Here is a 26482-nt window from a genome sequence, read left to right as displayed (position 1 = left end):
TAATGAGCAATAGCAATATAGACAATGATCTAGATAAAATAGATAGTTTACTTAAAAAAGCTAAATCTAAAAAGATACCGGTCACTTATGATGATATAAACAAAGCTCTTCCTCTTAATAAAAATCCTTCAATAAGACAATTAGAGGAAGCTATATTAAAATTTTCCGATGCGGGAGTAGATATTTTAGAATCTAACGAAGATGATGAAATTAAGCTTGATATCGGACTGGATGAAGAATTTAAGCTATCTACTAATGTTGATAATGAATCTGAGGATGAGGTAGAAGAAGAAAATATAGGTACTACCGATGATCCTGTAAGATTATATCTTAAGGATATGGGGGGAGTCGATCTTTTAACTCGTGAAAACGAAGTAGAAATAGCAAAAAGGATTGAGGAAGGACGTAAAACAATGACTGCTTCCTTATGCAGAAGCCCTATTGCTATGCGTTGTTTTATAGTATGGTATGAAGATTTAGTTAATGAAAAAATGTTACTACGTGATCTGATAGATTTAGAAGCTAACATGTTACATGACGAAACACCCGAAAATGATGAAGAACATAGTAGTGATACCGAAGGAGAAGAGCATGAGGATAATCACTTATCTATGTCTAGAGTAGAAACGCAGATATTACCTAATATTATAGAGCGTATGAAAAAGATTTCTTTTATCTGCGAAGAGCTACTCATTGAAGCTAAAAAATGTTATGAGAAATCTTTTGAGCCGAAGGTTTTACAAAATAGCAAAAAATATAATAATAATTTGGAATTATTAATAAATGAAGTTTCGGAAATACATTTTAATTCTAAAAGAACAGAAGAAATTTTAGGTAAGATGTATGGAATAAATCGTGATTTAATTAATAAAGAAACAGCTTTTTTAAAACTTGCCGAAAAGTACGGAGTAACTCGCCAAAATTTCCTTGATGAATATATAGGATCGGTTATCAATGCAGCATGGAAAGAAAAAATGCTGAAAAATAAAAAAGTCGCTTGGAAAGAATTAATTACTAAAGAATCGGATTATATAGATCAAATGATTGCCGAGTTATCAGTTATAGAATCTAATACCGGTCTTTTAGTTAATGATTTTAAAAAACTAGTGAATACTATACAAAAAAGTGAGAGACAAACACTGCAAGCAAAAAAAGATATGATAGAAGCGAATTTACGTTTAGTTATATCTATCGCTAAAAAATACGCTAATAGGGGATTGCAGTTTTTAGATTTAATTCAAGAAGGTAATATAGGACTTATGAAAGCGGTGGATAAATTTGAATATCGCCGTGGCTATAAATTCTCTACCTATGCTACTTGGTGGATTAGACAAGCTATAACAAGAGCTATTGCAGATCAAGCAAGGACTATACGTATTCCTGTGCATATGATTGAAACAATTAATAAGATACTGCGTACTTCAAGACAAATGCTTAATGAACTCGGCTATGAACCGACAGCAACGGAAATCGCTAACCGTCTTTCAATGCCGCTTGATAAAGTGCGTAAAGTCATGAAAATAGCTAAAGAACCCATAAGTCTTGAGAATCCCGTAGGTGATGATAGTGACGGCGGTCAATTAGGCGATTTTATCGAAGATAAGAATGCAGTAGCACCGATTGATGCGGCAATTCAGTCAAATTTACGAGAAGTTACCACTAGAGTACTTGCAACCCTTACGCCTCGTGAAGAGAGAGTGCTTAGAATGCGTTTCGGTATAGGTATGAATACTGACCATACATTAGAAGAAGTAGGGCAGCAATTTAAAGTAACTAGAGAACGTATAAGACAAATCGAGTCAAAAGCTTTAAGAAAGTTACAACATCCTATTAGATCCAAAAAACTTAATAGTTTTAGAAGCGGAGGAAAGCACGGTGACGGTAATCCATCGGATTTACTAGAAGCGTGATAACACTTATATTGTCATACTGCGATTTGATCGCGGTATCTCAGGATACGGTCTGTTATATAAGATCCCGTGGTCAAGCCACGGGATGACAATTGTAAAATCCAATCCCTTTATGTATCGATATAAGATCACCATTGAATATTTAGGTACAGGTCTTGCAGGTTGGCAAAGACAAGCAGGAGTAATATCGGTACAGCAGATATTAGAAGAAGCGATTTATAAATTTTCCGGTGAACAGGTAATATTGTTTGGGTCAGGAAGAACAGATGCCGGTGTTCATGCTATAGGTCAAGTAGCACATTTTGATCTTTCAAAATATTTAGAACCTCACAAAATTATTACAGCAATTAACTATTTTGCAAGACCTTATGCAGTAGGGGTATGGAACTGTGAAATGGTTCTAAATAATTTTCATGCAAGATTTTCAGCTACCTCCCGTCATTATATATATAGAATTATTAATAGACCTTATCCATCCGTAATTGATTTAAATAGAGCATGGTGGATTAGTTCACCTTTAGATGTTCTAGCTATGCAAAAAGCTGCCACTTATCTATTAGGCAAACATGATTTTACTTCATTTAGGGCTAGCTCATGTCAATCAAAATCACCGATTAAAACCTTAACTGAACTTAATATTGTTAAAGAAAACGAAGAAATAAAATTATATCTTTCAGCACCCTCGTTTTTACATCATATGGTACGTAATATTGTCGGTAGTTTAGTGCTTGTCAGGAAGAATGTTTGGCAAGCAGAATATATTAAAGAGGTTTTAGAGGCAAAAGATAGAAAAGCTGCCGGTCCTACTGCTCCCGCATCCGGACTTTATTTTGTGAAAGCAGAGTATTAACAACCATAAATTTCGTTATTACAATGCTTCCCTGCGTAGGCATTGTTACGTGGATACCCGGTCGTCATTGCGAGGAAATTACGAAGTAATTGATGAACAATCTCAGGATACTTGACGAGATTGCCACGCAGTCTACGACTGCTCGCAATGACGACCGGGTATCCACGTACAAAGCCCGCTCGTAATGACGTCCTAAATTAGTACACTACGACACTGTTAATAAACTATATAATTTTTCATGGATGTTAGTTAGCTTACCTATATCATTTCCTCCGGCTTGAGCAAGGCTTACTTGCCCGCCTCCGCCACTGCCACCTAAGAATAAAGAGAGTTCTTTTGCAATTATACCTGCATTGTATTTGTCTGTTATAGCTTTACTCACCGCAACCGTAATAGATAATTTACCAATCCCCTCGGCAATATATACCACTATTAAATCTTCTACTTTTTTTGTTAAATTTTCGGCAGCCTGGCGTAATATTTTATTGTCTATATTTCCTACTTTTTTGTATAATAGTTTTATTCCTGTTATTTGTTCAGCTTGCTTTTCAATTTGCTCTATACTTAAATCTAAACTAGCTAAATGAGTTTTTTCTAACTCTATCTCAAGTTCCTTGTTACGCTCTAAAATATTATTAACCTTAGTAATAAGCTCGTTTTTGTTAGTCTTTAAACTGCTTTCTACCAATTTAAGTAAATTATCTTTTTCTCTCATTAATTTAATTATGAATTCCCCGCAAACTGCTTCAATTCTGCGAACCCCTGCTGCTATAGCACTTTCACTTGTAATTTTAAAAGAGCCTATATCGCCGGTACGTCTGACATGCGTACCACCACATAATTCTAAAGAAGTCTCACCCATCTTAACTACTCTTACCTCAGAGTCGTATTTCTCGCCGAATAGTGCCATAGCTCCATGTTTAACTGCTTCTTCAGTTGCCATTAATGTAGTATTTACCTCATGATTATCTCTAATAATCTCATTTACCTTATCTTCGATTAAAGTGATTTCTTCATTAGTCACAGCTTTAGAATGGCTAATATCAAAGCGTAAATAAGTCGGAGCGACTAACGAACCTTTTTGTGTAACATGTTTACCAAGTACCTCGTGCAGTACTGCATGTAATATATGCGTTGCCGAGTGGTGAATTCTTAAATTTTGTCTATATTTGATGTCTATACTAAAATTAGCATTCTCGCCTACGTTAATCTGCCCCTTTTTCAAAATACATTTGTGGACTATAATAGAGCCTAAATATTTTAAAGTATCTATTACTTCTACTTTAGAATCTTTTGCAAATATCGTCCCAATGTCACCCATCTGACCGCCGGACTCACCGTAAAAAGGTGTTTGGTTGCTGATCAACAAGAATTGTGTATCTGTTTCCTGAATATTATTAACTAAATTATTATCTTTAATTAATGCAATTATTTTACATTCTGCTTCATTAAGCGTATATCCTAAAAACTCCGTACTACCATGCTGCTCTTTGATATCAAACCATAGTTGATCTGTTTTTAACTCACCGGAGCCAAGCCAAGATTTTCTAGCACGTTTTTTTTGTGCAAGCATTTGCTCTTCAAACCCTTTGTGATCAATGGAAATATCACGGTTTTTTAGAATATCTTCGGTTAAATCAAGCGGAAATCCGTAAGTATCGTATAGTTTAAACGCTACTTCTCCTGATAATTCATTACCTTTTGTTAGCATTTCTGTTTCTTCGGTAAGAAGCTTTAGACCACGTTCTAATGTGGCTTTAAATCTAATTTCTTCTTGTTCTAAGATACTGCTTATAAAGCTTTCTGCTCTTTTAAGTTCAGGATAAACATTCCCCATTAAATCAACAAGTTTTGGCAGTAATTTATACATTAACGGCTCTTTGCTACCTAGCATATGAGCATGCCTCATGGATCTTCGCATAATGCGGCGAAGTACGTAACCACGCCCCTCATTTGAAGGGATAACGCCGTCAGCTATTAAAAAGCTACTTGCTCGTAAGTGGTCGGCAATAACTCGGTAAGAAAATTTAGCTTCTCCCTCTACTTTCACTTTTACTATATTTTCGGTAAAATTAATTATTTCCTGAAATAAATCTATATCATAATTGTTGTTAACATGCTGTAATACTGCCGTCATACGCTCAAGACCCATACCGGTATCGATTGATTTTTGCGGTAACTCTACTCTAGTATCTTTATCGATTTGTTCATATTGCATAAATACCATATTCCAAATCTCGATAAATCTGTCACCGTCTTCGTCCTTAGTGCCAGGTAGCCCGCCGTATATTTGTTCTCCGTGATCGTAAAAAATTTCAGAGCAAGGACCGCAAGGACCAGTATCACCCATTGACCAAAAATTATCGTTTGTTTTGATTTTTATTATGCGATCATCCCCAAAACCTGCTATTTTTTTCCAATAAGAAGCTGCTTCGTCATCGGTATGATAAATTGTTGCATAAAGTTTGTCTTTTGGGAGTTCAAATTCTTTAGTCAATAAATTCCAAGCGTAATATATGGCTTGTCCTTTAAAATAGTCACCGAATGAAAAATTACCTAGCATTTCAAAAAAGGTATGATGTCTTGCCGTATAACCCACATTCTCAAGGTCGTTATGCTTGCCGCCGGCTCTAAGAGATTTTTGACTAGTTACCGCTTTGTTATAAGGTCTTTTTTCTTGTCCGGTAAAAACATTTTTAAATTGTACCATTCCGGAATTAACAAACATTAAGCTAGGGTCATTGTGTGGAATTAACGAGCTAGCCGGTACATGTGTATGATTATTTGCTTTAAAGTAAGTTATAAATTTACTTCTAACTTCTTCAGTGGTAAATTTAGTCATGGTAAGATATATTATTTAATGTTATGTCATTCCCGTGTAGATCATTTTTCGTCATTGCGAGGAAATTATAAAATAATTGACGAAGCAATCCAGTTAAAAATCCTGATTTACAGGATTTTTATTATTTTTTATGGATTGCCACGCAGCCTATGGTTGCTCGCAATGACGACTTGGGTATCCACGCAGGCAATGCCACGCGGGGATGACATTGCGTATAGTAAAATACACTGAATTATGATTAAAATAAATTTATTTTCTTTCAAAAGAAAAAAAATCGTGGTGTTACTAGGTAATAAAGGTGTATTTCTTAGTACTTTTCTCGATAATAAATTATTAGATAAATTATTTATTCCTACTCAAGAACAGATAGACTTAAACCCTTATAAAAACTTTTTTAGTAAATTTCCAAAAAGCGATATTTATTTTTTACTTGATGGCAGCGAATGTAAAACACGGCACGATCAAATACCTATATTACAGTTAATAGTTAAACTTGATCCTATTGAACAATTTATCGAAGGTTATTTTAATAAAGAAGACATTATAGCACATTGTGTTTACGAAATTACTACTACACCAAGTGAAATTTGGTCGACTTTAATTATGTCGTGTCCATTTGCAACACCTTTAAGCGATATAATTTCATGCATTATAAATAAAAGATCGCTTGATTTAAAAGGAATTTACTTTTTAACGTTAGAGCTAAAAGTTATTATAAATAAAATAGTGCAGAATATAGAAAATGATAAATATAACGATTATTTTCAAATTTGTGTATATGCATCACAAGCTAGCGGTATAAAATTTATTATCAAACATAAAAATAATATAATAACAATTAGAAACCTTGAGTATCCATTTGATAAAACAACCGGCTATGTTCAAGGTATTATAGAACAAGAAATTAATGATTGCTTTATATTATTTAAAAACTATATAAGTAATCTTGATCAAAGAGCCTGTATAATTCTTATAGTAGATGAAGAGTTAAAATCTTTATTAGAATCAACAAATTTTGAAGATCGCCCTGTAATCTTTATACCGGTTGATAATATACTAAATAAGCAAACTCTAGAAAAAGAAAGATTTATAGATACGAATATTAGTAGGCTGTTTCTAGAATATAAGAGTTTTCCCGCTTATAATAATAATTTAAAATCAATAAAAAAACTAGTTACTATAAAGGATCTGACATTTAAATTATATAGTGCATTACTTATAATATTAATATTAGTGGTCGGTATTATCAAATATAATACAAAACAGAATTACAAAGATATAAACTCTATTAATGAAAAATATTATGCAACAAATCAAGAATATGATAATATCAAATATAAATATCCTTATATTAAAAATACTACTAGCCTAGCTGATTTATATGTAATAGAAAAATTACTAGAAGCACCGGTACCACTGCCGTTTGATTTACTGAAAAGGCTAATAATTACTTTAAATCCGGCTTTTAAATTAGAAGAAATTAAATGGGAATTAACAAATATAGATAATATTTTGTTAGTTTCTAAGAGACAATTAATAATCAAATTAATACTTAAATATCATACTAATAATCTATCGGTAGATGAATCTCTAAAGATGCTAGATGATCATATGCAAAACGTAAAAAATAAATTATCTAATTTGCAGATAGATTATGTTATATATAAGGATAAAATACTTGATAGATTCGGTAAGGTAGTAATTCCTTTATCGGTTAATATAGTTGACGATAAAACTTAATATACTCGATCAACTTCAAAAATTGGCGTCGTCGTTCTACAAGAGCTTCGGTTCTCACGTATTAAGATACGCTGCGATCCTCGCCTTGTGAACTCCTAGTTCTTTTTGAAGTTGATCTTCGTATATACTCTTCATTTTACTTCGGAGTATATCGATCCTAAACCGGCACTAATAACCCAAGGTAAAAATAATGTTTGAAAAATATATTATGTATTTAAAGAATCTTATATTCTTTCAATTTATTATATATTTCTTCTTTATTTCCTTAACTATTTGGATAATAAAAAATTTCCAGCAAGAATACAGTAAATCTATTCTTGATAAACAAGTTTCACAAGAAAATCTAACAGAAGAAGTTTTAAAGCTTTATTCTGTCATTAACTCTAAAGAAGAAATATTAGAATCTTACAAAAAATATGTAGATTTAAGCATGCCAAGTAGTGTGAGTTGCTTAAATTATCAAGAACTAATTCCTAAAATAAAAAGCTTAAGCAATAAATATGATTTAGTAGAACCTATAGATGTATCTATAAATTCAGTATTTTTTAAAAATAATGTTCAGGTGATTGAAGGAGAAGGTGAATCGATTCATGTAAATAATTATAGCATAAATATAAAATATGCATGTGCAGATTTTTTGACTTTTCTAAAAATATTCTCTGAAATTTATTCTTATATGCCTCCTAATACTCTTATATCTTTTGTACGAGTACGTAATGAAGAAGTGTTAACGCCTAAGAATATCTATAAACTTTCAGTAAATCATGCTCCTAATCTTATTTATGCTAAATTAATATTATATATCAGAGAATTAGCCTCAAAATAAATTACTAAAATGAATAATGCGATAATACTTAATAACGTAAATACTAATTTATTTAAAAAAGATATTGTTAATAATTTTGTCAATAATCTTATGAAATCTACTTGCTCTACTATTGCAAATATGCTTGCTATAGATTATACGCTAAGGCTTAATTCTAAACCGGACGCTGAAAAATATATTAATAAATGTATTTCTAGACTCAAAAATTATTTAGGTATGCGGGTTATTAACGATGATAATTTTTCCGTAGCATTAGAGTTATTTGCAATAATGATTACTTCTGAAGACGAAAATGAGCAAAATAAGAATAATATTTTAGAGCAATCACAAGATATAATAGCAGAAAATCTTGTAGAAGTTTATTTTGGAGATGAAAAAATAAATAGTACCGAAAAAGAAAAAATTAAAAATATATTTAAAACTCTTTTAAAAGAGAAGAATTTTGACAAAATAATAAATTATGCGGAGTCTCACAAAAAATTATTTAAGGCTTCTGTAATGTATGCAATGAAGAAATATAATAATATTGATGAAGCAACCATCTATATAAAGAAAGAATTTAATAAAATATTAGAGAGGTCTTTAACATTTACACAAAAAAGTAATATATTTAAACAAGCAACTGGAAAAATCGCCGGTGCTGTTTGTGCTTTATTGGTCGGAGCAATTAGTGTTGCGACTGCGGGAGCGGCTTTTTCTATCATAGTTGTACCGGCATCAATTTTTGCCATCAGATATGCACCTGAACTTGGTGAAAAAATTGGAGGATTAATTTTGAATAATGATAATGCAATAAAACTAGAACAAAGCAATATAGATAAGTTTATGAAAACATTACAAAATGATAAAGAAAGTCTTCTATCTCAGGAAAAAACAAAAAACATCAAACAAAATATTAAAGTTTCTCCTTCTCAAATAAATGCTAAATTAACTAAGAAAGTGGTTAATGAAAAACATAGATAGGGTATCGTCATTGCAAGCGACTGTAGGCGTTGTTACATGGCTCGTTTTGTGTCATTCCCGCTTTTCCGCGGGAATGGGGAGATACTAAGAGCATTTTCCGAGCCATGCAACAACGCCATAAAGCTATTTTTACTTGAGAATATAAAATATTACTCTTATTATCTTTTTTAAAATTAATAAAATAACTTAATGAGAAAAGTAGTAATATCCGGCATGATCGGCAACGCTTTAGAATAGGATTATGCATTATATGCTCAATTTGCTTATATTATAGGGCAGCATTTTTTCCGGATTCAGAAATGCAGGAGACTTTAACTTTTGCGGTATTTGCTGCAGGCTTTGTAGTACGAACGCTCGGCGGTATTATTTTCGGTAATATCGGTGATAGATTCGGTAGACGTACTGCTTTGGTAATGGGTATTATAACTATGGCAATACCGACTGCTGGGATAGGTCTCTTACCAAGTTATAAAACTATTGGAATTGCCGCTCCTATTATTTTAACTATTATCAGACTCATACAAGGTTTTTCTTTAGGAGGGGAATTTAGCGGTTGTATTTCGTATATTGTAGAACATGCTTCGCTCGAACAGCGAGGACTTGTGGGGAGTAGCTCATTCGTTAGTATGTGCGGCGGTATGCTGCTTGGACTTGGTACAGCAGCCGGTTTTTCTTATTTTATGCCTGCCGATATGCTATTTGAATGGGGTTGGAGAATACCTTTTATTGCCGGTTTATTTATTAGCTCCGTAGGTTTGTATATTAGAAAAAACCTAGCAGAAAGTCCTATTTATAAAAAAGCTAAGGAAACAGGGTGTTTAGCACGTTTTCCTTTACGCGAAACATTAACAAAATACCCAAAGAACTAATTATCGCACTTGGTCTTTATATTACCGTAACTGCTCCTTTTTATACTTCTACGGTTTTTATCGGTAATTTTATGCAAACACTTGGTTATACTAATCAGCAAAGCACAATTGTTAGTAGTATAATATTAATCGTAATGATGATAGTATTTCCTATATCTGCGTATGTTTCGGATAAGGTGGGGCGGCGTCCTGTACTAATATGGGGGATTATCTTGTTAATTTTATCAGTCTATCCTATTTTTGTAGCCTTAGGATCGATGAATTTTACTTTAGCTATAATATCTCAGGTAATATTTGCCGGAGTTATTAGCATTTATATGGGACCTATTCCAACGGTTTTAGTAGAGATATTTCCAACTAGCATAAGATTTATCGGTGTTGCACTTTCATATAACCTTGCTGCTGCTATATTTGGCGGTACTGCTCCAATGTTAGCAATGATATTAACGAAAGTGACCGGAGACAATTATGCTATTGCATATTATTTAATTGCACTTGCCTTGTTATCTTCTATAACCCTAAAATTCTATAAAGAGACATATAAAAAGAATCTAGTAAATTAATATAAGTGAAGTTTTTGAAATACCAAACGGTGAAAGCAAGGTTTTACCCCATTGTTGTTGTGCTCCTTGCGTTGGTCCTTTAATGGAAAAAATGATCGATACCAGTATTAAGTTTACGCTTTTTTTCTACAATCCTAATATTCATCCTAAAAAAGAATATGAGCTTCGTAAAAACGAAAATATTAAGTTTGCCGAGAAGCATAATATAGAATTTATCGATGTGGATTACGATCCGCAAAATTGGTTTAGAAGAGCTAAAGGGATGGAGTTTGAGCCTGAGGAGAGAGGTAAACACTGCACAATGTGTTTTGATATGCGTTTCGAGCGTACGGCTTTATATGCTTATGAAAACGGCTTTAAGGTTATAACTAGTTCGCTTGGTATTTCTAGATGGAAAGATATGAACCAAATTAATGAATCAGGGATTAGAGCTGCATCTCATTATGAGGGGGTAACTTATTGGACTTATAATTGGCGTAAAGACGGCGGTGCTAGTAGGATGTACGAAATCGCTAAAGAAGAGCATGTTTATAAGCAAGAATTTTGCGGTTGTGTTTATTCTTTCCGTGATACTAACGATTGGCGAGTAGCAAACGATCGCCCTAAGATCGAGATCGGCAAGGAGTGTTATTAGGATCTCAAATTAATAAAAAAACATTTTATTTTTTTGAATCTTTATATTATAATAATCTAGACACTCTAGCTATATGAGGATTTTATATGAATAAATGGCAGTTACACGAAGCAAAGAATAAGTTAAGTAATATTATTGATATTGCAATGCATGGTACCCCTCAATGTATTACAAAAAGAGGTGAAGAAGCAGTTGTAATTATTAGTATAAAAGACTATAAGCAATTTACTAAACAAAAGCTCAGTTTTAGTGAGTATTTATTAAGTGCTCCTGATTTTAATAAGTTGGATATTCAAAGAACAAAAGGCAAAGCTAGAGAATTTGAGTTATGAAATATTTAGTAGATACTAATTCTATATCAGAATTATATAAAAAAAGCCCTGATAGTAGAGTAATACAATGGTTTTTAAGTATTGGTTTTAGTCAGCTATATTTAAGTTGTATAACTATAGGTGAAATAAAAAAAGGGATATTAAAGTTAGCCAAGAAAGATAAAATAGCAAGTCTAAAATTAGAAAAATGGCTAGAAGGGATAATAGTAAATTACAATGAAAGAATTCTTAATATTGACAAAGAAACTTGTGAAGAATGGGGCGAATTAATGAGCATAGATAGTACGCATGGGATTGATACCTTAATAGCTGCACAAGCAAAACAAAAAAATATGATACTAGTTACTAGAAATACTAAGCATTATGATATGTTTAATATAAAGATATTTAATCCTTTTATTGATCTGTAATAATCTATTTTTTTATGAAAAAACTATCATTTCAACAAATTATACTAACCTTACAAAATTACTGGCAGGATTACGGTTGTGCAATTTTGCAACCTTACGATGCACATGTTGGAGCAGGTACGTTTCACCCTGCAACTGTGCTTCGCTGCCTTGGTACCAAACCTTGGTCTGTTGCATATGTTCAGCCATCAAGAAGACCAGGGGATAGCAGGTATGGCATGCATCCTAACAGAATGCAACATTATTATCAATTCCAGGTTATCTTAAAACCGTCGCCGGATAATATTCAAGATTTATATCTTAAAAGTTTAGAATGTTTAGGCATAGATTTAAAAATTCATGATATCAGATTTGTTGAAGATGATTGGGAGTCGCCAACCTTAGGTGCTGCAGGGCTTGGTTGGGAAGTATGGTGTAATGGCATGGAGGTATCGCAGTTTACTTATATGCAGCAAATCGGCGGTATTGAATGTAGACCCGTTGCCGGTGAAATTACTTATGGGTTAGAGCGGCTTGCATTATATATTCAAGGTGTCGATGAAGTAAAAGAGCTTGATTGGAACGGGCAAGTAGGAGAAAAAGCTTTAAAATACGGTGAAGTGGATTTTGAAGCTGAACGGCAATTTTCAAAATATAATTTAGAGCTTGCCGATAGTGCGATGTTACTGCGGCATTTCAAGGATAGCGAAGAACAGTGTGAGAGATTAATCAAAGCTAATTTACCTATGCCGGCTTATGATGAATGCCTTAAGGCAAGTCATGCATTTAATCAATTAAATGCGTTAGGCGTGATTAGTATAACTGAGCGTGCTTCTTATGTTTTAAGGGTGCGTCATTTAGCAAAAATTTGCTGCACAAAATGGTTGGAGATGAACGGGTGAGTGAATTATTATTAGAATTGTTTAGTGAAGAAATACCTGCATTAATGCAAAAAAATGCTGAAGAGGGTTATTTAGACATATTCACGAAAATTTTTGAAGAAAACGAAATATTTGCAAAAGTACAAGTATTTGTAGGACCTCGTAGAATAACGCTACATGCTACCCACTTGCCGAAAGTAACGCTGCCGAAAAAAACGGAAATTAAAGGACCTAGCTTAGATGCTCCGGAAGCTGCTATTAACGGCTTTTGTAAAGCTCATAATGTTAGTAAATTAGAGCTTTCTACTAAATTAATTAATAATCAGCTATATTATTTCTTTGTCAAAAAAACAGAAGAAAGAGAAATAAAAGAGATTTTGCCGGAGATTATTATAGAGGCTATTAATAAATATAGCTGGGCAAAATCGATGTTTTGGGGCAATTACAAAATAAAATGGATCAGACCGCTACGAAATATTTTATGTATATTTGACGGCACAGTACTACCACTGCAATTTGGGCATTTAACCGCTAATAATATTACGTACGGGCATCGCCTAACTGATAATAAAAAATTAGAAGTAATAGATTTTGAAGATTATAAAAGTAAGCTTTCAGAAAATCATGTTATTTTAGAAAGAACAAAGAGAGAAGAAATAATTAAAACCGGTTTACTGGAACTAGCAAATTCTCATGATTTAATTATAAAAGAAGATAATCGTTTAATCGAAGAAGTAGCAGGGCTTAATGAATTTCCTGTTGTGCTACTTGGAAAAATCCCGCAAAAATTTTTAGAGTTACCTAAAGAAGTACTTATTTCTTCGATGCGTACGCATCAGAAATATTTTTGTTTATTTGATAAAACAGAAAATTTCGCATCGTATTTTCTCTTTGTCAGTAATGGTAGATTTGCAAATACTAAACTAGTTATTCAAGGTAACGAAAAAGTACTATCGGCACGTCTTTCAGATGCTTTATATTTTTATAAGCAGGATATAGCTAAAACTTTAGAATCAAGATTAGGCAAATTAGAAGCTGTAACATTTCATGCAGAACTTGGTAACTTAAGAGAAAAAGTTGAGCGTATAATAAAAATTTGTAATTATATTTCTCCTGAAAATAAGCCTTTAAAAGTAGCAGCGAAGCTTTGCAAAAGCGATCTTGTTTCTGAGATGGTCGGGGAGTTTCCTGATCTGCAGGGAATTATGGGTTATTATTATGCAAAGCATGAAGGGCTAAATGAAGAAATAGCCACTGCAATTAGAGACCATTATAAACCGCAAGGTTTGAGCGACAATGTACCAAGCGGAAATGCTGTTTTGCTTGCTTTAGCCGATAAGCTAGATAGTTTAGTAGGTTTGATGATAGCAGGAGAAGCCCCAACAGGTTCAGGTGATCCATATGCCTTAAGACGTCAAGCTCTTGGTATAATAAGAATAATAATTGAAAATAAATTAGAGATAAATTTAAATGATTTAATTAATTTTTCTATAAACTTATATAAAGATTCATCTGATGAAAATAAGAATTTAATAATATCTTTTTTTGAAGAAAGAGCAAAATTTTACTTTAAAAATGACTATGATATTGCGTTAATTAATGCAGGTCTTGACTTAAATTTAGTAGATACAAAATTTAAGCTTGATGCGTTAAAAGAATTTTTAATAGAAGACGCAGGCAAGCAATTATTAAATGCTTACAAACGAGCTAGCAATATAATCAGTGATCAGAAAATTACCAGCTTAGTTGATGTGAGTCTCTTTAGTATACAGCCTGAAAAAGAATTATTTGAAGTAATCCAAAAAATTTCTCCGCAAATTATAGATAGTATAGCTGATAAAGATTATGATAAAGCTTTAAATTTATTATCATCTCTATTAACTCCGATTACTAGCTTTTTTGATAATGTATTTGTTAATGATCCTGATCCAAAAATCGCAGGAAATCGTTTATCGTTATTACAGAATATTTGCGAGTTATTTGATAAAGTAGCTAAGTTTAACCGCTTATGATCAAACTTTCCTATGTCATTCCCGTGAAAGCGGGAATGACATAGAGAAGCAGATATATAACAAAACAAAAATAACTAAACTAATGATAAGTAAAGCAGTTCAATTTATAAAATCCGGCAAGGTAGTTATTTTCCCAACTGAAACAGTCTATGGAATTGGAGCCGATGCTACTAATAATGAAGCTTGTTTAAAGATTTTTCAGTTTAAAAATCGTCCTGCTATTAATCCGCTTATCGTACATGTCTCCTCCATAGAGCAAGCAAAAGAAATAGGGAAGTTTAACGATTTAGCTATAAAAATAGCAGAAAAATTTTGGTCAGGACCATTATCTATAGTTGTACCTTTAAAAGAGAATACAAATATTGCCTCGGCAGTGACTGCAGGGCTTAATACAATAGCAATTCGGATGCCATCTTATCCACTAGCATTAGAGCTTATCAGCCAATCAGGCATACCTATTGCTGCCCCAAGTGCTAATCCCTCAAACTATATTAGTCCGACTAACGTCCAGCATGTCACGAAACATTTTAAGGATAATGAAGAAATCTTTATTTTAGCACCTGAAATCTATCAATCTGAATATGGTTTAGAGTCAATGATAATTGATACTACAACGACTAACCCTACTATTCTTAGAGAAGGGTTTATAACCGCTGAAATTTTAGAAGAAGTACTGGGGGTAAAAATTTTAAAAGCATCAGAGACGAATGATATAAAAGCTCCAGGCATGCTTGCAAAACACTATTCGCCGAATACGCCAGTTAGATTAAATGCTACAAATTTAGAGGATAAAGAAGTCGGTTTAAATTTTGGCAATAGCAATCTTACGGGAAGATTTTCATTAAATTTAAGTGCCAAAGGTGAGCTTATAGAAGCTGCTGCAAATCTTTATGCATATTTAAGAATACTTGACGATTATGCTGCCGCTCATGATGTAAGAGGTATAGCAGTTGCTCCTATACCTCAAGTGAATATAGGGGCTGCAATTAATGATCGCCTAAAACATGCCGCAAAATCATAAATTTCGGCGTTCTATTTGCCTTAATAGCTTTTTGATGATATTTGGTCATTACATAATTATCATGTGGCTTTAAATAATCATCTTTATTCATAATTTCAAAACTACCGTTTTGCTTTATTAGCTCTATTGCTTCATAAAAATAATTTTCGATATCAGAAGTAAATACTAAATTACCGTTATCTTTTAGCTTATCTTGCAAAATCTTAAGACGTTCCTTATTGAAAATGCGTTTCTTTTTTTGCTTATTTTTTATCCATGGATCAGGAAATAAAATATAAATTCCATCTAAACTATTATTTGGTAAATCGTTTAATATTAAATCTAAATTATTAGGAAATAATAAAAAATTCGTGATATTCTGCTCGCTCGCAAGTTTTAAAACATTTGCAACGCCATTTAAATATACCTCTACGCCGATAAAAAGTGCATCAGGATTTAATCTTGCTTTATTAATGAAATGCTCACCCATACCAAAGCCTATCTCAAGAAATACTTTATGTTTTTCGCTTTCAAGCTTTTCCTTTGAAAATAAATATTTCGGTAGTTCGTTATCTAATAAATTTTGTTGCACTCCTGACAAACTTTTACCGATACGTCTTGCGTATGACCGATTTAAATTAATAGGCGATATTTCTATTACTCTGTTGTGCGACTGCAAATCTTGATAAATATTGTCAATATCATAGCCATAATCTAAAAAAAGCTTGCTAACTTTTTCTGCTTGATTAAAGCCTATTTCTAATACCAACTTACCGTTTGGTTTTAAGAATTGTTTGGCATTTTCAGCGATGAGAAAGTAAGCTTGCAGCCCGTCTTCTTCAGCAAATAAAGCAATAGACGGTTCATAATTGATTGTTTCAATTGCCATCTCTGATTTTTCGCTGTGAGATATATAGGGCGGGTTGCTAACGATAAAATCAAACTTCTGATTCTCAATATTAGACATCTTTCCAAACTTCGCTTCTAGAGGTAATTTATACGTCGATCCGGTACTCGAATCCTCACGTATGTCTATATACGCTGTGGTTCGAGGTGAAGTGTCTCCTTTAAATTCCTCTCTATAAGCTGGTTTGGAAAGATGTCTATTCTCAAACCAATCACTGTGAATAATCTGAATTCGATCCGTTACGTGATGTTTTACGGCATTACTTTTAGCAACTTCTATTGCATCAAGACTTATATCGGTTGCTACTGCCTTAGCGTTTGGTAGTTCACATAATAAGCTGATAGCAATGCAACCGCTACCTGTACCGAGTTCTAGGATACTTAAGAATTTGTCATTGCGAGAAGACGCCATAGGCGTCGACGAAGCAATCTCAGGCAAAATTCCTGAGATTGCCACGCTCCTTTTAGTCGCTCGCAATGACGGTTTGAGTAACCCTAGGACTATCTCCACCAAAACTTCAGTATCGCTTCTTGGAATTAATACATGTTTATTAACGATAAATTCACGTGAGTAAAATTCTTTAACACCTGTAATATACGCTATAGGTTCATGCTTTAATCTTCTTTCTAACAGTTTTTCAAAAGCTTCTATCTCGGCTTCATTTAACTGTTCATCAAGATTAATGAGCAAATACTCAATAGGTTTATTTATAACATGCTGTAGTAAAATTCGTGCTTCTAATTGCGGTGAATTGATGCCTATTTTATTTAATTTATCTGTAGCATTACTAAGAATTTGCTTTATGGAACATTGCATGGAAAGTTAAATATTAAATTATTGATTTAATACCTGATTTTGAATAGCTTGCTGCTAAATTTCTGTCTAATGTTGCAATATCTGCTTCTAAACGTGTTGCTAATTCAAGATAACAAGCATCATAAGAAGTTAGATTATATTCAGTAGTTAGGTTAGTTATAATATATAATGACTCCGGAGTAGAACAAAATTTATCAACATTAATAGGTAATATATTAAGTAATCTTATATAATCATTATAATCATTTTTGTTTATTCTGTTTCTCTTTAAAGCAATATTAAGAGTATTACTACATTCTAAATAAAATATAACAGGTACATATGCCGTATATATATTTTCTACTATTTGGTTATAAATTTTATTATTTTTTTGTGTTGATTCATCAGGTAAAATAGATGACATAATAAAAGAACAATCTACAACTAAATTCATCTTCTACCCAAGTTTTTCATTTCTAAAATATCATCTACCGTACCCAATGGTGCACGTTTTTTAAGTTCGGCAAATTCTTGAAATACATTAGAAAATTTATTTTGATAATATTTATTTATAGGGATTATAACCGCTACTTTTCTACCTCTATTAGTAATACATAATTCTTCTCCTGCTTCTACCTCTTTTATTAATTCCGGTAGGTGAGTTTTTGTTTTAAACATTCCTATTGTTTTCATAAATAGCTCATTATACTAGTTTATTAAACTAGTATAATACTTTTAAAAATAAAATCAAATTATATTTCTATAATTTTTTGTATATCCTTTGGCAGCTCACAAGAAAATTCCATAATCTCATTACTAGTCGGATGAGTAAAACTTAAATACCAAGAATGCAGGGCTTGGCGTTTAAAATCAATTAATTTTGCTTTTAGTGCAGGGGAGGAATGAGCAATTTTTCGGTCGTTATTGCCATAAGTTTGATCGCCGACTACCGAATGCTTTAAATGGCTTAGTTGTACCCTGATTTGATGGGTTCTACCTGTACTAAGCTTGCATTCTACCATACTAATAGTACCACCGTAAAACAATTCTAGAGTTTTGTAATGTGTCACGGCTTCTTTGCCACCATATTTTAATACGGTCATTTTTTGACGATCGCTTCGGCTGCGACCTATATTATTTTTAATTATTCCTTCTAGCGGGTTAATTACTCCCCAGACTAACGCTTTATATTTTCGTATTACCTGCCTTTGCTCTATCTGATTTGCAAGCAACATATGGGCTTTATTATTTTTAGCAACCACCATCAAACCCGTAGTATCTTTATCTAAACGATGCACTATCCCGGGTCTTTCTGATGAGCCGATATCCGATAAATTCTTCGTATGATAAAGTAAAGCATTAACAAGCGTATCATCATGATGCCCTGCCCCTGGATGTACCGTCATACCTGCAGCTTTGTTAATTACTATCAAATCCTCATCTTCGTAAATTATATCAAGTGCTATATTTGCTGCTGCAATTTTTAGCTCTTTAGGTTCTTTAAAAGAAAATAATATAATATCATTCTCCTTGACCAAAACATCAGGATCAGAAATAATTACATCATTAACTTGTACGCAAGAACTTTTAATAGCTTTTTGGATTTGATTTCTAGAGACATTTTCAAGAAGCGGTGATAAAGCTTTATCAAGCCTTATGTTATTTAGTTCGTTTGGTACATGATATGTTAACATATGTTATTTTAAGATAATGAATAATACGCTTAAATGGTTAAGTGCAATCGGTGTTGAATATTATTGCTGCGAACATCCACCGAAATTAAAGGTATGTAATAATACTGAACTAACTGAAAAGCCACAAGTAAAACTTATGCCTACAAAAGAAGCTGCATTCAATATGAATGATAAAGTTCATGATAATATAACCTTAGCAAGATCTCTTGCCGATAAAGCTAATAATATCGAAGAACTAAAAGAATCTCTACTAAATTTTAATGGTTGTGAACTTAAGAAATTTGCTACTAATACGGTTTTCGGTGACGGTAATCTGGAAGCTAAAATTATGTTAATAGGTGAAGCTCCCGGAAGTACTGAAGATTTGAAAGGAATACCTTTTTGCGGTGAAAGCGGCAATTTACTTGATAATATGTTGCATGCTATCGGAATTTCACGAAAAAATAATGCTTATATTACGAATACGGTATTTTGGCGTCCTCCTGCTAATAGACAGCCGACGCTCGAAGAAGTCGATATTTGTAGACCTTTCGTTGAGAAGCATATTGCTCTTATTAATCCCAAGCTAATTATTCTAGTCGGTAGCACGGCTGCAACTAGCTTACTTGGCAAAATTTCGGGTATTACTAAAATTAGACAAGAATATTATTTTTATACCAATAAATATCTATCTGCCTCTATTCAAACTACGGCAATCTTCCACCCTGCCTATCTACTACGCCAACCTATGCAAAAACGTACCTCTTGGTATGATTTACTCAAGATTAAGGAGTATCTTGTGAATAATAGACTTCTTGCATAACTTGTACATTAATCTAGTACTTGCAGCTTCACGTACTTTTCAAAATAATTTTCTACTGGACAATTAATCGTATTTATGCGACAACATAATTATCTCTGGTTAAGATTAATATGCAAAAAACTAAACAAATACAATTTTTTATAACAGAAAACGGTAAATCTTATATTAAAGATTGGTTAGAAAAATTAGATATCAAGACGCATAGTAGAATTCTTAATAGATTAGTTCAACTAGAATATGGAATTTATGGTGATTATAAACAGATAAAAGGAAGACTATATGAGCTTAGGTTTTTCTTTGGCAAAGGTTATAGAATATATTTTACTGAAAAAGATAATAAAATTATTCTGCTATTAAATGCAGGTAATAAAGATATACAAGGCAAAGATATTAAAAAAGCCTTGGAAATAATAGAAGAAGTTTATAAACGAAATTGAGGGTGTTATATGGAAAAGTTTACAGATTATTTAAAAGAAAAATTGCAAAATGAGGAAATATTAGCAGGGTATATTAATGAAGCGTTAGAGCAATATTTCGTGGATCATAATAAGGAGCTATTTTTGGCTACTTTAAAAGAAGCCATTATAGCAAGAGGAGGTATAGCAAAAATCTCTAAAGAAGCTCATATAAATAGACAACATATATATAAAATGTTATCTAGCAAAGGTAATCCAAGTTTCGACAATATAGGATCTTTATTAAATGCTTTAGGCTTACAGTTGAAAGTAGAAGTATGTGCGTTTTAAATTTTCATTAACCTTGCAAGCTGAGCAAGATATCAAAGAAAATTTTTAAATCCTCATAAATCATAATTCATTTCTAATTTCATTAAATTAGGGTTATACTTACTGATGTATAAAAATAAGGTATATCCATATGACCAATGAAAATAATAATGATTCAGAATTTGCTGAATTAAAAATCAGAGGAAAAATATTTAAATTACCTATACTTAAAGCAAGTATCGGTGAGGATGTAATCAATATAAGTAGGGTATCTGCGGAAGCCGATTGCTTTACTTACGACCCAGGCTTTATGTCTACTGCTTCTTGTCAGTCTACTATCACCTATATAGATGGTGATAAAGGAATCTTGCGACATCGAGGATATGATATTAAAGATTTAGCTGAGAAAAGTGATTTTTTAGAAGTGGCATATTTACTGATTTATGGGGAACTACCAAGTAGTGAGCAGTATAATAATTTCACTAAACAGGTTGCTCATCATTCATTAGTGAATGAAAGATTACACTATTTATTTCAAACCTTTTGTAGCTCTTCTCATCCTATGGCTATTATGCTTGCGGCTGTTGGTTCTCTTTCGGCATTTTATCCTGATTTATTGAATTGTAAGGAAGCAGACTACAAACTTACTGCTATTAGAATGATTGCTAAGATACCTACCATCGCCGCAATGTCTTATAAATATTCTATAGGACAACCGTTTATTTATCCTGATAATTCGTTAGATTTTACCGAAAATTTTCTGCATATGATGTTTGCAACGCCTTGTACGAAATATAAAGTAAATCCAATAATAAAAAATGCTCTTAATAAGATATTTATCCTACATGCCGATCATGAGCAGAATGCTTCTACTTCAACAGTCCGAATTGCCGGCTCATCTGGAGCTAACCCTTTTGCTTGTATTAGTACGGGTATTGCATCACTTTGGGGACCTGCTCACGGTGGGGCTAATGAAGCGGTAATAAATATGCTTAAAGAAATTGGTAGTTCTGAGAATATCCCTAAATATATAGCTAAAGCTAAGGATAAAAATGATCCGTTTAGGTTAATAGGCTTCGGTCATCGTGTATATAAAAACTACGATCCACGTGCCGCAGTACTTAAAGAAACTTGTAAGGAAGTATTAAAGGAACTCGGACAGCTAGAAAACAATCCGCTCTTACAAATAGCAATAGAACTTGAAGCTATCGCTCTTAAAGATGAATATTTTATTGAGAGAAAATTATATCCAAATGTTGATTTTTATTCGGGTATTATCTATAAAGCTATGGGTATACCGTCGCAAATGTTCACGGTACTTTTTGCAATAGCACGAACCATAGGCTGGATGGCACAATGGAAAGAAATGCACGAAGACCCTGAACAAAAAATCAGCAGACCGAGACAGCTTTACACCGGTTATGTACATAGAGAGTATAAGGTAATTGAGGAGAGGTAGAGTAATTTGTGAGTAGTAGTTGTGATTTTGTCATACCGTGGCTTGACCACGGTATCTAGAAAAGCAGTTCAAGGTATACATTTTTTGATATTTTTACTGGATACCGTGGTCAAGCCACGGTATGACACCGAGGTACATAATGAATTTTATTGATGAAGTTAAGATATATATAAAAGGTGGGAATGGCGGCAATGGTTGCGTTAGTTTCCATCGTGAGAAGTTTATTGACAGAGGAGGGCCGGACGGTGGCGACGGTGGGCGTGGCGGTAGCGTTATTTTCAGGAGTAATCACCATCTTAATACGTTAGTAAATTATCGATATAAACAGCATTTTACCGCAGAAAACGGCGAAAACGGTAAAGGTTCAAATAGAAGCGGTAAATCAGGAAAATCGTTAGTTCTTGATGTTCCGATCGGTACTCAAATCTTTTCCGAGGACGGTAATATATTATTGCATGACTTCATTGAAGGTAACCAAAGCTTTGAAATAATTAAAGGAGGAAGCGGCGGTCTTGGTAATAGTCATTTCAAATCATCGGTTAATCAAGCTCCAAGAAAGCGTACGGAAGGAGAAATTGCTGAAGAAATGTGGATTCATTTAAGTTTAAAGCTTCTCTCTGACATTGGGCTTGTGGGTCTTCCAAATGCCGGTAAATCTACTTTTTTATCAGTTGTAACGGCAGCCAAGCCTAAAATTGCCGATTATCCCTTTACTACTTTAGTGCCGAATCTTGGAGTGGTATATGTTGATGACGAAGAGTTTGTTATAGCCGATATTCCTGGCTTGATCGAAGGAGCTCATCAAGGACACGGACTTGGCGATAAATTCTTAAAGCATATAGAAAGATGTAATGTATTAATACATTTAATAGACGGCTCTAGTAATGATGTAGTTGCAGATTATAATACGGTACGTCTTGAGCTTGAATCATATTCCGATTATCTAAAAAATAAAATCGAAATCATATGTCTTAATAAATGTGATGTTCTTACCGATGAGGAAATACAAGAAAAAATAAATAAGTTGCAGAAAGTTACTAATAAAGAAGTTTACTCTATCTCTACCTACACTAATACCGGGATAAATAAAATAGTTAAACTTGCTTTAGAGACTATCAAAAATCAGGAGTAATATATTACCGGAGCTAAGAAAAATTGGCTTTGTCACATGGCTCTTATGTCATTCCCGCGAAAGCGGGAATCTAGTAATCTTTAATGTCATATAGCCTGTGACATAAGACCCCATGGTCAAGCCACGGTATGACACAAAAAAGCACTGTATTCCTGTTTTTGCAAGAATGAGAAAAAACGGTAAACTTTAAATTAAAGTAATACGTCGCTCTTCTGCCTCTAGATATTTCTCTAGCTCTTCCTTAGTATATTTCTTTTCTTTAAGCTTTATTTCATTATTAAATATATATTGTACAGCTTTATCTTCTAAGGCAGGACCTTTAAGTCCTTCAATTGCTCTAGGATTATTTTTATAAAAATCAAATATCATATTTTCCTGCCCAGGAAAATTACGTGCTTGTTGCATAATAACTTTTCTTAAATCATCAGACTCTAATTGCAAATTTTTAGATTTTGCATATTCAGCAAGTAATAAGCCTATTCGCACACGGCGTAGTGCTAATTTATTATAATATTCTGTTATTTCTTTAGAGGATTTATCTTTCAATAATGATTCATCTTGTTCATTTTTATCGGTTTCGGACTTTAGAATATTTTTTTCTTGCTCTAATAAAGATTCCGGTACATCAAAATCTAATAATTTTTCTAACTTATCAAATAAGTTCATTTTCATTATAGTATTAATAGTTTCTTCCGACTCATTTTCTATTTGTTTAGCAAAATGTGTACGCAATTCTTCAAGGTTATTACTTTGGAATTTTTTAGCAAATTCGTCATCGATAACGGTAGGTTCTGCAGTATGTACTGCTTTAATTTGTACTACAAAACGAGCATCCTTACCTACTAAATCTTTAGCATGGTAATTTTCAGGAAAAGTAACATTAACATCTACTTCACTACCTGTTTTAGAACCTATTAATTGTTTCTCAAAACCAGGAATAAGTGCATTACTACCTATTACTACCTTAAAATCATTTAATTTACCGCCCTCAAAAGCTTCATCCTTGATGTACCCGATTGCATCAATAGTAACCTGATCTCCGTCTTTTATTTTTGCTTTACTTTCTTTGGTATAGCTTTTTGTTAATATGGCAAGTTTTTCTAGTTGTTCCTCAACATCTTTAGAATTTACTTCTAATTTTGGCCGATCTAGTGAGATTTTCTTTAAATCCGGAATAGTAATTTTAGGTAATAGCTCTATTTTTACGGTAAATTCTAAAGCTTTATCGGGTTCGTTTTGTAATTCTTCAATTTTGGGTCTACCGATTATATTTAGATTATGCTCTTTAATAACGTGATTTACCGAATGGTTAATTCTTCTTTCTATTATATCATTCCTGACGGAAGTACCGTATTTTTTCTTAACAATTGAAACCGGTACTTTACCAGCTCTAAAACCTGCTATTTTAACTTTTTTGGTTAAATCAAGCAATTCTTTTTGAATATCGTCATCTATCTCACTTAAAGGAGTAGAGATTCTTGCATAAAAATCCAATCCTTCGTTTTTTAATATGGTAATTCCCATTTTAATAATCCATTAATTCTGTACATAGTTTGCTAGTCAAAATAAACTAAAGAGCCGAAATATGCAATAGTTTTTATATACTCGTTGGGCATTGCCTAAAAAGAGTTGATCTAAAATTTCTATGTCATTCTAGCTAAAATCGGGAATCCAGAAAAAAGCGAGCTAAATCGAGCTTTTAATTTTATTACTGGATTCCCGATTTTAGCTAGAATGACATAGAAGTTATGCAATAAGGCATAAATTTCCGTAGCTTATGACGTTAAGCAATAAGATTCAAACATACTTCTTCGTTCAGTTCTTTAGCAGAAGATAATTCTATATCAAGTTCGACAAATATCTGTACTAAGGCTATAGATAAATCATTGATCATTTTATCGGTATGGGCAGGGGTTGGGATGATTCGGAGGCGTTCCGTACCTCGCGGTACGGTTGGAAAATTGATATGTTGAACGTAAATGCCGTATTCATTAAGTAGCATATTTGAGGCTTTAGCTGCTTTGATCGGATCGCCGATAATTATCGGCACTATATGACTTTCATTTTTCAAATAAGGTATATTAAAACGTTCAAAAGAGTTTTTAAGCTTTATAACTACTTCTTGATGTTTTATTCGTTCTTCATTCGATTCTTTAAGATGTCTAATACTGTGTGTTGCAGCGGTAGAAATTACCGGTGGAAGTGAAGTGGTAAAAATAAATCCTGGGGCGGTTAGTCTTATAACGTCGACTAAACTATGGTTAGCCGTAATATAGCCGCCGATAGTACCATATGCTTTGGCAAGCGTTCCTTGAATAATATCGATTTGATCACTACAATTAAGAAGCTCGGCAATACCGCCACCCTGTTTACCATATAAACCGACCGTATGAACTTCATCGATAAAGGTTAAAGCATTATATTTTTTGGCTAAGTTGATTATATCTTTGATAGGTGAGAAGAAACCGTCCATAGAGTAAGCCGATTCAAAAACAATAATTTTCGGTCTATTAATATCGACTGATTGCAAAAGCTCTTCTAGATGCTTAACATCTAAATGTCTATATATATATTTCTCGGCTCTTGAACTTGTAATCCCTACAATTATTGATGCATGATTTAGCTCATCGGAGAAAAATACTATATCCGGCATGATTTTAGCAAGACTTGCAAGCGTTGTATCATTTGCAATAAAACCGGAGGTAAAAACTAAAGCTGCTTGCTTTTTATGTAAATTTGCAAGTTCTTTTTCAAGCTCAAGAATGGCGATATTATTACCGCCGATATTGCGAGTTCCGCCTGATCCAACACCGTATTTTAGCAAGGCATCTATAGAAGCTTGCATTACTTTTGCATGTTTACTCATACCCAAATAGTCATTAATGCACCACATAACTATTTGTTTATTAGCGTGTTCTACAAAAGGAAAATTATCGGCTTGTCTTGTTAAGGCCTTAAATTCTCGATATCTTCCTTCGCTTTTGATCTTATCTATATGTTTGCTAAATATAGTATCGTAATAAAACATTAGAACTGTTGGTTTGTTAGAAATTTTTTACGTGAATTGTAAAACATACTGTGTCATCCCGTGGTCAAGCCACGGGATCCATAAAAACAATAAAAAATACTAGTATTTCTACTGGATCCCGCGACTTGA

General features: G+C 33.0%; 23 protein-coding genes and 1 pseudogene. 17 read left to right on the top strand and 7 right to left on the bottom strand.

What is annotated here, in order from left to right; all coding sequences use genetic code 11:
- The first annotated feature begins 2 nt into the window (after nucleotides 1-2).
- A complete protein-coding gene (gene rpoD, locus AB1146_RS02405; RefSeq protein WP_010420901.1) occupies nucleotides 3-1910 on the top strand; it encodes an RNA polymerase sigma factor RpoD in 1908 nt (635 codons plus the stop codon).
- A gap of 112 nt (nucleotides 1911-2022) precedes the next feature.
- Nucleotides 2023-2760, top strand: coding sequence for a tRNA pseudouridine(38-40) synthase TruA (truA, locus tag AB1146_RS02400; protein WP_010420903.1), 738 nt, complete (start codon nucleotides 2023-2025; stop codon nucleotides 2758-2760).
- A 205-nt stretch (nucleotides 2761-2965) separates the two neighbouring features.
- Here the strand turns inward: truA and alaS are convergent, their stop codons facing one another.
- Nucleotides 2966-5602 (bottom strand): alanine--tRNA ligase, encoded by a 2637-nt coding sequence (gene alaS / locus AB1146_RS02395; protein ID WP_010420905.1) that lies wholly within the window; start codon nucleotides 5600-5602, stop codon nucleotides 2966-2968.
- A 234-nt stretch (nucleotides 5603-5836) separates the two neighbouring features.
- Here alaS and AB1146_RS02390 point away from each other — a divergent pair, with 234 nt between their 5' ends.
- From AB1146_RS02390 to AB1146_RS02345, 10 genes and pseudogenes are all read left to right on the top strand, one after another.
- Nucleotides 5837-7342 carry a hypothetical protein gene (locus tag AB1146_RS02390; protein WP_010420907.1) on the top strand — a complete coding sequence of 502 codons (1506 nt, stop codon included), beginning with the start codon at nucleotides 5837-5839 and terminating at the stop codon, nucleotides 7340-7342.
- A gap of 190 nt (nucleotides 7343-7532) precedes the next feature.
- Nucleotides 7533-8168: a hypothetical protein gene (locus AB1146_RS02385; protein ID WP_010420910.1), complete on the top strand. Its 636-nt coding sequence runs from the start codon at nucleotides 7533-7535 to the stop codon at nucleotides 8166-8168.
- A gap of 9 nt (nucleotides 8169-8177) precedes the next feature.
- Nucleotides 8178-9131 carry an RP853 family protein gene (locus tag AB1146_RS02380; protein WP_010420913.1) on the top strand — a complete coding sequence of 318 codons (954 nt, stop codon included), beginning with the start codon at nucleotides 8178-8180 and terminating at the stop codon, nucleotides 9129-9131.
- 267 nt (nucleotides 9132-9398) lie between these two features.
- Nucleotides 9399-10563: pseudogene (locus AB1146_RS02375) on the top strand (MFS transporter).
- Nucleotide 10564: 1 nt separating this feature from the next.
- Nucleotides 10565-11197 (top strand): epoxyqueuosine reductase QueH, encoded by a 633-nt coding sequence (locus AB1146_RS02370; RefSeq protein WP_029374730.1) that lies wholly within the window; start codon nucleotides 10565-10567, stop codon nucleotides 11195-11197.
- 86 nt (nucleotides 11198-11283) lie between these two features.
- Nucleotides 11284-11529 carry a type II toxin-antitoxin system Phd/YefM family antitoxin gene (locus tag AB1146_RS02365; RefSeq protein WP_010420920.1) on the top strand — a complete coding sequence of 82 codons (246 nt, stop codon included), beginning with the start codon at nucleotides 11284-11286 and terminating at the stop codon, nucleotides 11527-11529.
- Nucleotides 11526-11939: a type II toxin-antitoxin system VapC family toxin gene (locus tag AB1146_RS02360; RefSeq protein ID WP_010420923.1), complete on the top strand. Its 414-nt coding sequence runs from the start codon at nucleotides 11526-11528 to the stop codon at nucleotides 11937-11939. Before AB1146_RS02365 ends, AB1146_RS02360 begins: the two co-directional genes overlap by 4 nt.
- A gap of 14 nt (nucleotides 11940-11953) precedes the next feature.
- Nucleotides 11954-12820 carry a glycine--tRNA ligase subunit alpha gene (locus AB1146_RS02355; RefSeq protein ID WP_010420926.1) on the top strand — a complete coding sequence of 289 codons (867 nt, stop codon included), beginning with the start codon at nucleotides 11954-11956 and terminating at the stop codon, nucleotides 12818-12820.
- Entirely contained in the window at nucleotides 12817-14811 is a 1995-nt protein-coding gene (glyS, locus tag AB1146_RS02350) for a glycine--tRNA ligase subunit beta (protein WP_010420928.1), read from the top strand. Before AB1146_RS02355 ends, glyS begins: the two co-directional genes overlap by 4 nt.
- A gap of 70 nt (nucleotides 14812-14881) precedes the next feature.
- Entirely contained in the window at nucleotides 14882-15832 is a 951-nt protein-coding gene (locus AB1146_RS02345; RefSeq protein ID WP_269572121.1) for an L-threonylcarbamoyladenylate synthase, read from the top strand.
- On the opposite strand, the gene trmB is transcribed toward AB1146_RS02345, so the two are convergent.
- From trmB to AB1146_RS02325, 4 genes are read right to left on the bottom strand one after another with little or no spacing between them, the layout of a single operon-like run.
- Nucleotides 15798-17534: a bifunctional peptide chain release factor N(5)-glutamine methyltransferase PrmC/tRNA (guanosine(46)-N7)-methyltransferase TrmB gene (gene trmB, locus AB1146_RS02340; protein ID WP_010420932.1), complete on the bottom strand. Its 1737-nt coding sequence runs from the start codon at nucleotides 17532-17534 to the stop codon at nucleotides 15798-15800. The genes AB1146_RS02345 and trmB overlap by 35 nt on opposite strands.
- A gap of 13 nt (nucleotides 17535-17547) precedes the next feature.
- Nucleotides 17548-17967: a type II toxin-antitoxin system VapC family toxin gene (locus AB1146_RS02335; protein WP_010420934.1), complete on the bottom strand. Its 420-nt coding sequence runs from the start codon at nucleotides 17965-17967 to the stop codon at nucleotides 17548-17550.
- The gene (locus tag AB1146_RS02330) at nucleotides 17964-18206 is read right to left on the bottom strand and encodes a type II toxin-antitoxin system Phd/YefM family antitoxin (RefSeq protein ID WP_010420935.1); all 243 of its coding nucleotides are present in this window, start codon (nucleotides 18204-18206) and stop codon (nucleotides 17964-17966) included. The genes AB1146_RS02335 and AB1146_RS02330 overlap by 4 nt, the downstream gene beginning before the upstream one ends.
- Nucleotides 18207-18265: 59 nt before the next feature.
- Nucleotides 18266-19207: an RluA family pseudouridine synthase gene (locus AB1146_RS02325; protein WP_010420937.1), complete on the bottom strand. Its 942-nt coding sequence runs from the start codon at nucleotides 19205-19207 to the stop codon at nucleotides 18266-18268.
- Between the two features lie 16 nt (nucleotides 19208-19223).
- On the opposite strand from AB1146_RS02325, the gene AB1146_RS02320 reads away from it, so the two are divergent.
- From AB1146_RS02320 to obgE, 5 genes are all read left to right on the top strand, one after another.
- Nucleotides 19224-20009 (top strand): uracil-DNA glycosylase, encoded by a 786-nt coding sequence (locus tag AB1146_RS02320; protein ID WP_010420940.1) that lies wholly within the window; start codon nucleotides 19224-19226, stop codon nucleotides 20007-20009.
- 110 nt (nucleotides 20010-20119) lie between these two features.
- A complete protein-coding gene (locus tag AB1146_RS02315; protein WP_010420943.1) occupies nucleotides 20120-20446 on the top strand; it encodes a type II toxin-antitoxin system RelE/ParE family toxin in 327 nt (108 codons plus the stop codon).
- A gap of 9 nt (nucleotides 20447-20455) precedes the next feature.
- Nucleotides 20456-20755 (top strand): DNA-binding protein, encoded by a 300-nt coding sequence (locus AB1146_RS02310; protein ID WP_010420946.1) that lies wholly within the window; start codon nucleotides 20456-20458, stop codon nucleotides 20753-20755.
- A 130-nt stretch (nucleotides 20756-20885) separates the two neighbouring features.
- The gene (locus tag AB1146_RS02305) at nucleotides 20886-22193 is read left to right on the top strand and encodes a citrate synthase (RefSeq protein ID WP_010420948.1); all 1308 of its coding nucleotides are present in this window, start codon (nucleotides 20886-20888) and stop codon (nucleotides 22191-22193) included.
- A 139-nt stretch (nucleotides 22194-22332) separates the two neighbouring features.
- A complete protein-coding gene (gene obgE, locus AB1146_RS02290; protein ID WP_010420951.1) occupies nucleotides 22333-23325 on the top strand; it encodes a GTPase ObgE in 993 nt (330 codons plus the stop codon).
- A 186-nt stretch (nucleotides 23326-23511) separates the two neighbouring features.
- On the opposite strand, the gene tig is transcribed toward obgE, so the two are convergent.
- Complete coding sequence (gene tig, locus AB1146_RS02285) at nucleotides 23512-24849, bottom strand: trigger factor (RefSeq protein WP_010420955.1); 1338 nt, start codon at nucleotides 24847-24849, stop codon at nucleotides 23512-23514.
- 259 nt (nucleotides 24850-25108) lie between these two features.
- Nucleotides 25109-26353 (bottom strand): 5-aminolevulinate synthase, encoded by a 1245-nt coding sequence (gene hemA / locus AB1146_RS02280; RefSeq protein WP_010420958.1) that lies wholly within the window; start codon nucleotides 26351-26353, stop codon nucleotides 25109-25111.
- Nucleotides 26354-26482 lie beyond the last annotated feature (129 nt).

This window comes from Rickettsia helvetica, from assembly GCF_963970025.1.
In the GTDB taxonomy this organism is placed as follows: domain Bacteria; phylum Pseudomonadota; class Alphaproteobacteria; order Rickettsiales; family Rickettsiaceae; genus Rickettsia; species Rickettsia helvetica.
This window is presented reverse-complemented; position numbering and strand designations above follow the sequence as displayed.

What these genes read in the sequence shown, in the direction of transcription:
- trmB (WP_010420932.1), bottom strand. Translation starts at nt 17,534, where the DNA reads ATGCAATGTTCCATAAAGCAAATTCTTAGTAATGCTACAGATAAATTA.
- tig (WP_010420955.1), bottom strand. Translation starts at nt 24,849, where the DNA reads ATGGGAATTACCATATTAAAAAACGAAGGATTGGATTTTTATGCAAGA.
- AB1146_RS02305 (WP_010420948.1), top strand. Translation starts at nt 20,886, where the DNA reads ATGACCAATGAAAATAATAATGATTCAGAATTTGCTGAATTAAAAATC.
- AB1146_RS02310 (WP_010420946.1), top strand. Translation starts at nt 20,456, where the DNA reads ATGGAAAAGTTTACAGATTATTTAAAAGAAAAATTGCAAAATGAGGAA.
- alaS (WP_010420905.1), bottom strand. Translation starts at nt 5,602, where the DNA reads ATGACTAAATTTACCACTGAAGAAGTTAGAAGTAAATTTATAACTTAC.
- AB1146_RS02320 (WP_010420940.1), top strand. Translation starts at nt 19,224, where the DNA reads ATGAATAATACGCTTAAATGGTTAAGTGCAATCGGTGTTGAATATTAT.
- AB1146_RS02330 (WP_010420935.1), bottom strand. Translation starts at nt 18,206, where the DNA reads ATGAAAACAATAGGAATGTTTAAAACAAAAACTCACCTACCGGAATTA.
- AB1146_RS02385 (WP_010420910.1), top strand. Translation starts at nt 7,533, where the DNA reads ATGTTTGAAAAATATATTATGTATTTAAAGAATCTTATATTCTTTCAA.
- obgE (WP_010420951.1), top strand. Translation starts at nt 22,333, where the DNA reads ATGAATTTTATTGATGAAGTTAAGATATATATAAAAGGTGGGAATGGC.
- hemA (WP_010420958.1), bottom strand. Translation starts at nt 26,353, where the DNA reads ATGTTTTATTACGATACTATATTTAGCAAACATATAGATAAGATCAAA.
- AB1146_RS02380 (WP_010420913.1), top strand. Translation starts at nt 8,178, where the DNA reads ATGAATAATGCGATAATACTTAATAACGTAAATACTAATTTATTTAAA.
- AB1146_RS02325 (WP_010420937.1), bottom strand. Translation starts at nt 19,207, where the DNA reads ATGTTAACATATCATGTACCAAACGAACTAAATAACATAAGGCTTGAT.
- truA (WP_010420903.1), top strand. Translation starts at nt 2,023, where the DNA reads ATGTATCGATATAAGATCACCATTGAATATTTAGGTACAGGTCTTGCA.
- AB1146_RS02390 (WP_010420907.1), top strand. Translation starts at nt 5,837, where the DNA reads ATGATTAAAATAAATTTATTTTCTTTCAAAAGAAAAAAAATCGTGGTG.
- rpoD (WP_010420901.1), top strand. Translation starts at nt 3, where the DNA reads ATGAGCAATAGCAATATAGACAATGATCTAGATAAAATAGATAGTTTA.
- AB1146_RS02335 (WP_010420934.1), bottom strand. Translation starts at nt 17,967, where the DNA reads ATGAATTTAGTTGTAGATTGTTCTTTTATTATGTCATCTATTTTACCT.
- AB1146_RS02315 (WP_010420943.1), top strand. Translation starts at nt 20,120, where the DNA reads ATGCAAAAAACTAAACAAATACAATTTTTTATAACAGAAAACGGTAAA.
- AB1146_RS02365 (WP_010420920.1), top strand. Translation starts at nt 11,284, where the DNA reads ATGAATAAATGGCAGTTACACGAAGCAAAGAATAAGTTAAGTAATATT.
- AB1146_RS02360 (WP_010420923.1), top strand. Translation starts at nt 11,526, where the DNA reads ATGAAATATTTAGTAGATACTAATTCTATATCAGAATTATATAAAAAA.
- AB1146_RS02355 (WP_010420926.1), top strand. Translation starts at nt 11,954, where the DNA reads ATGAAAAAACTATCATTTCAACAAATTATACTAACCTTACAAAATTAC.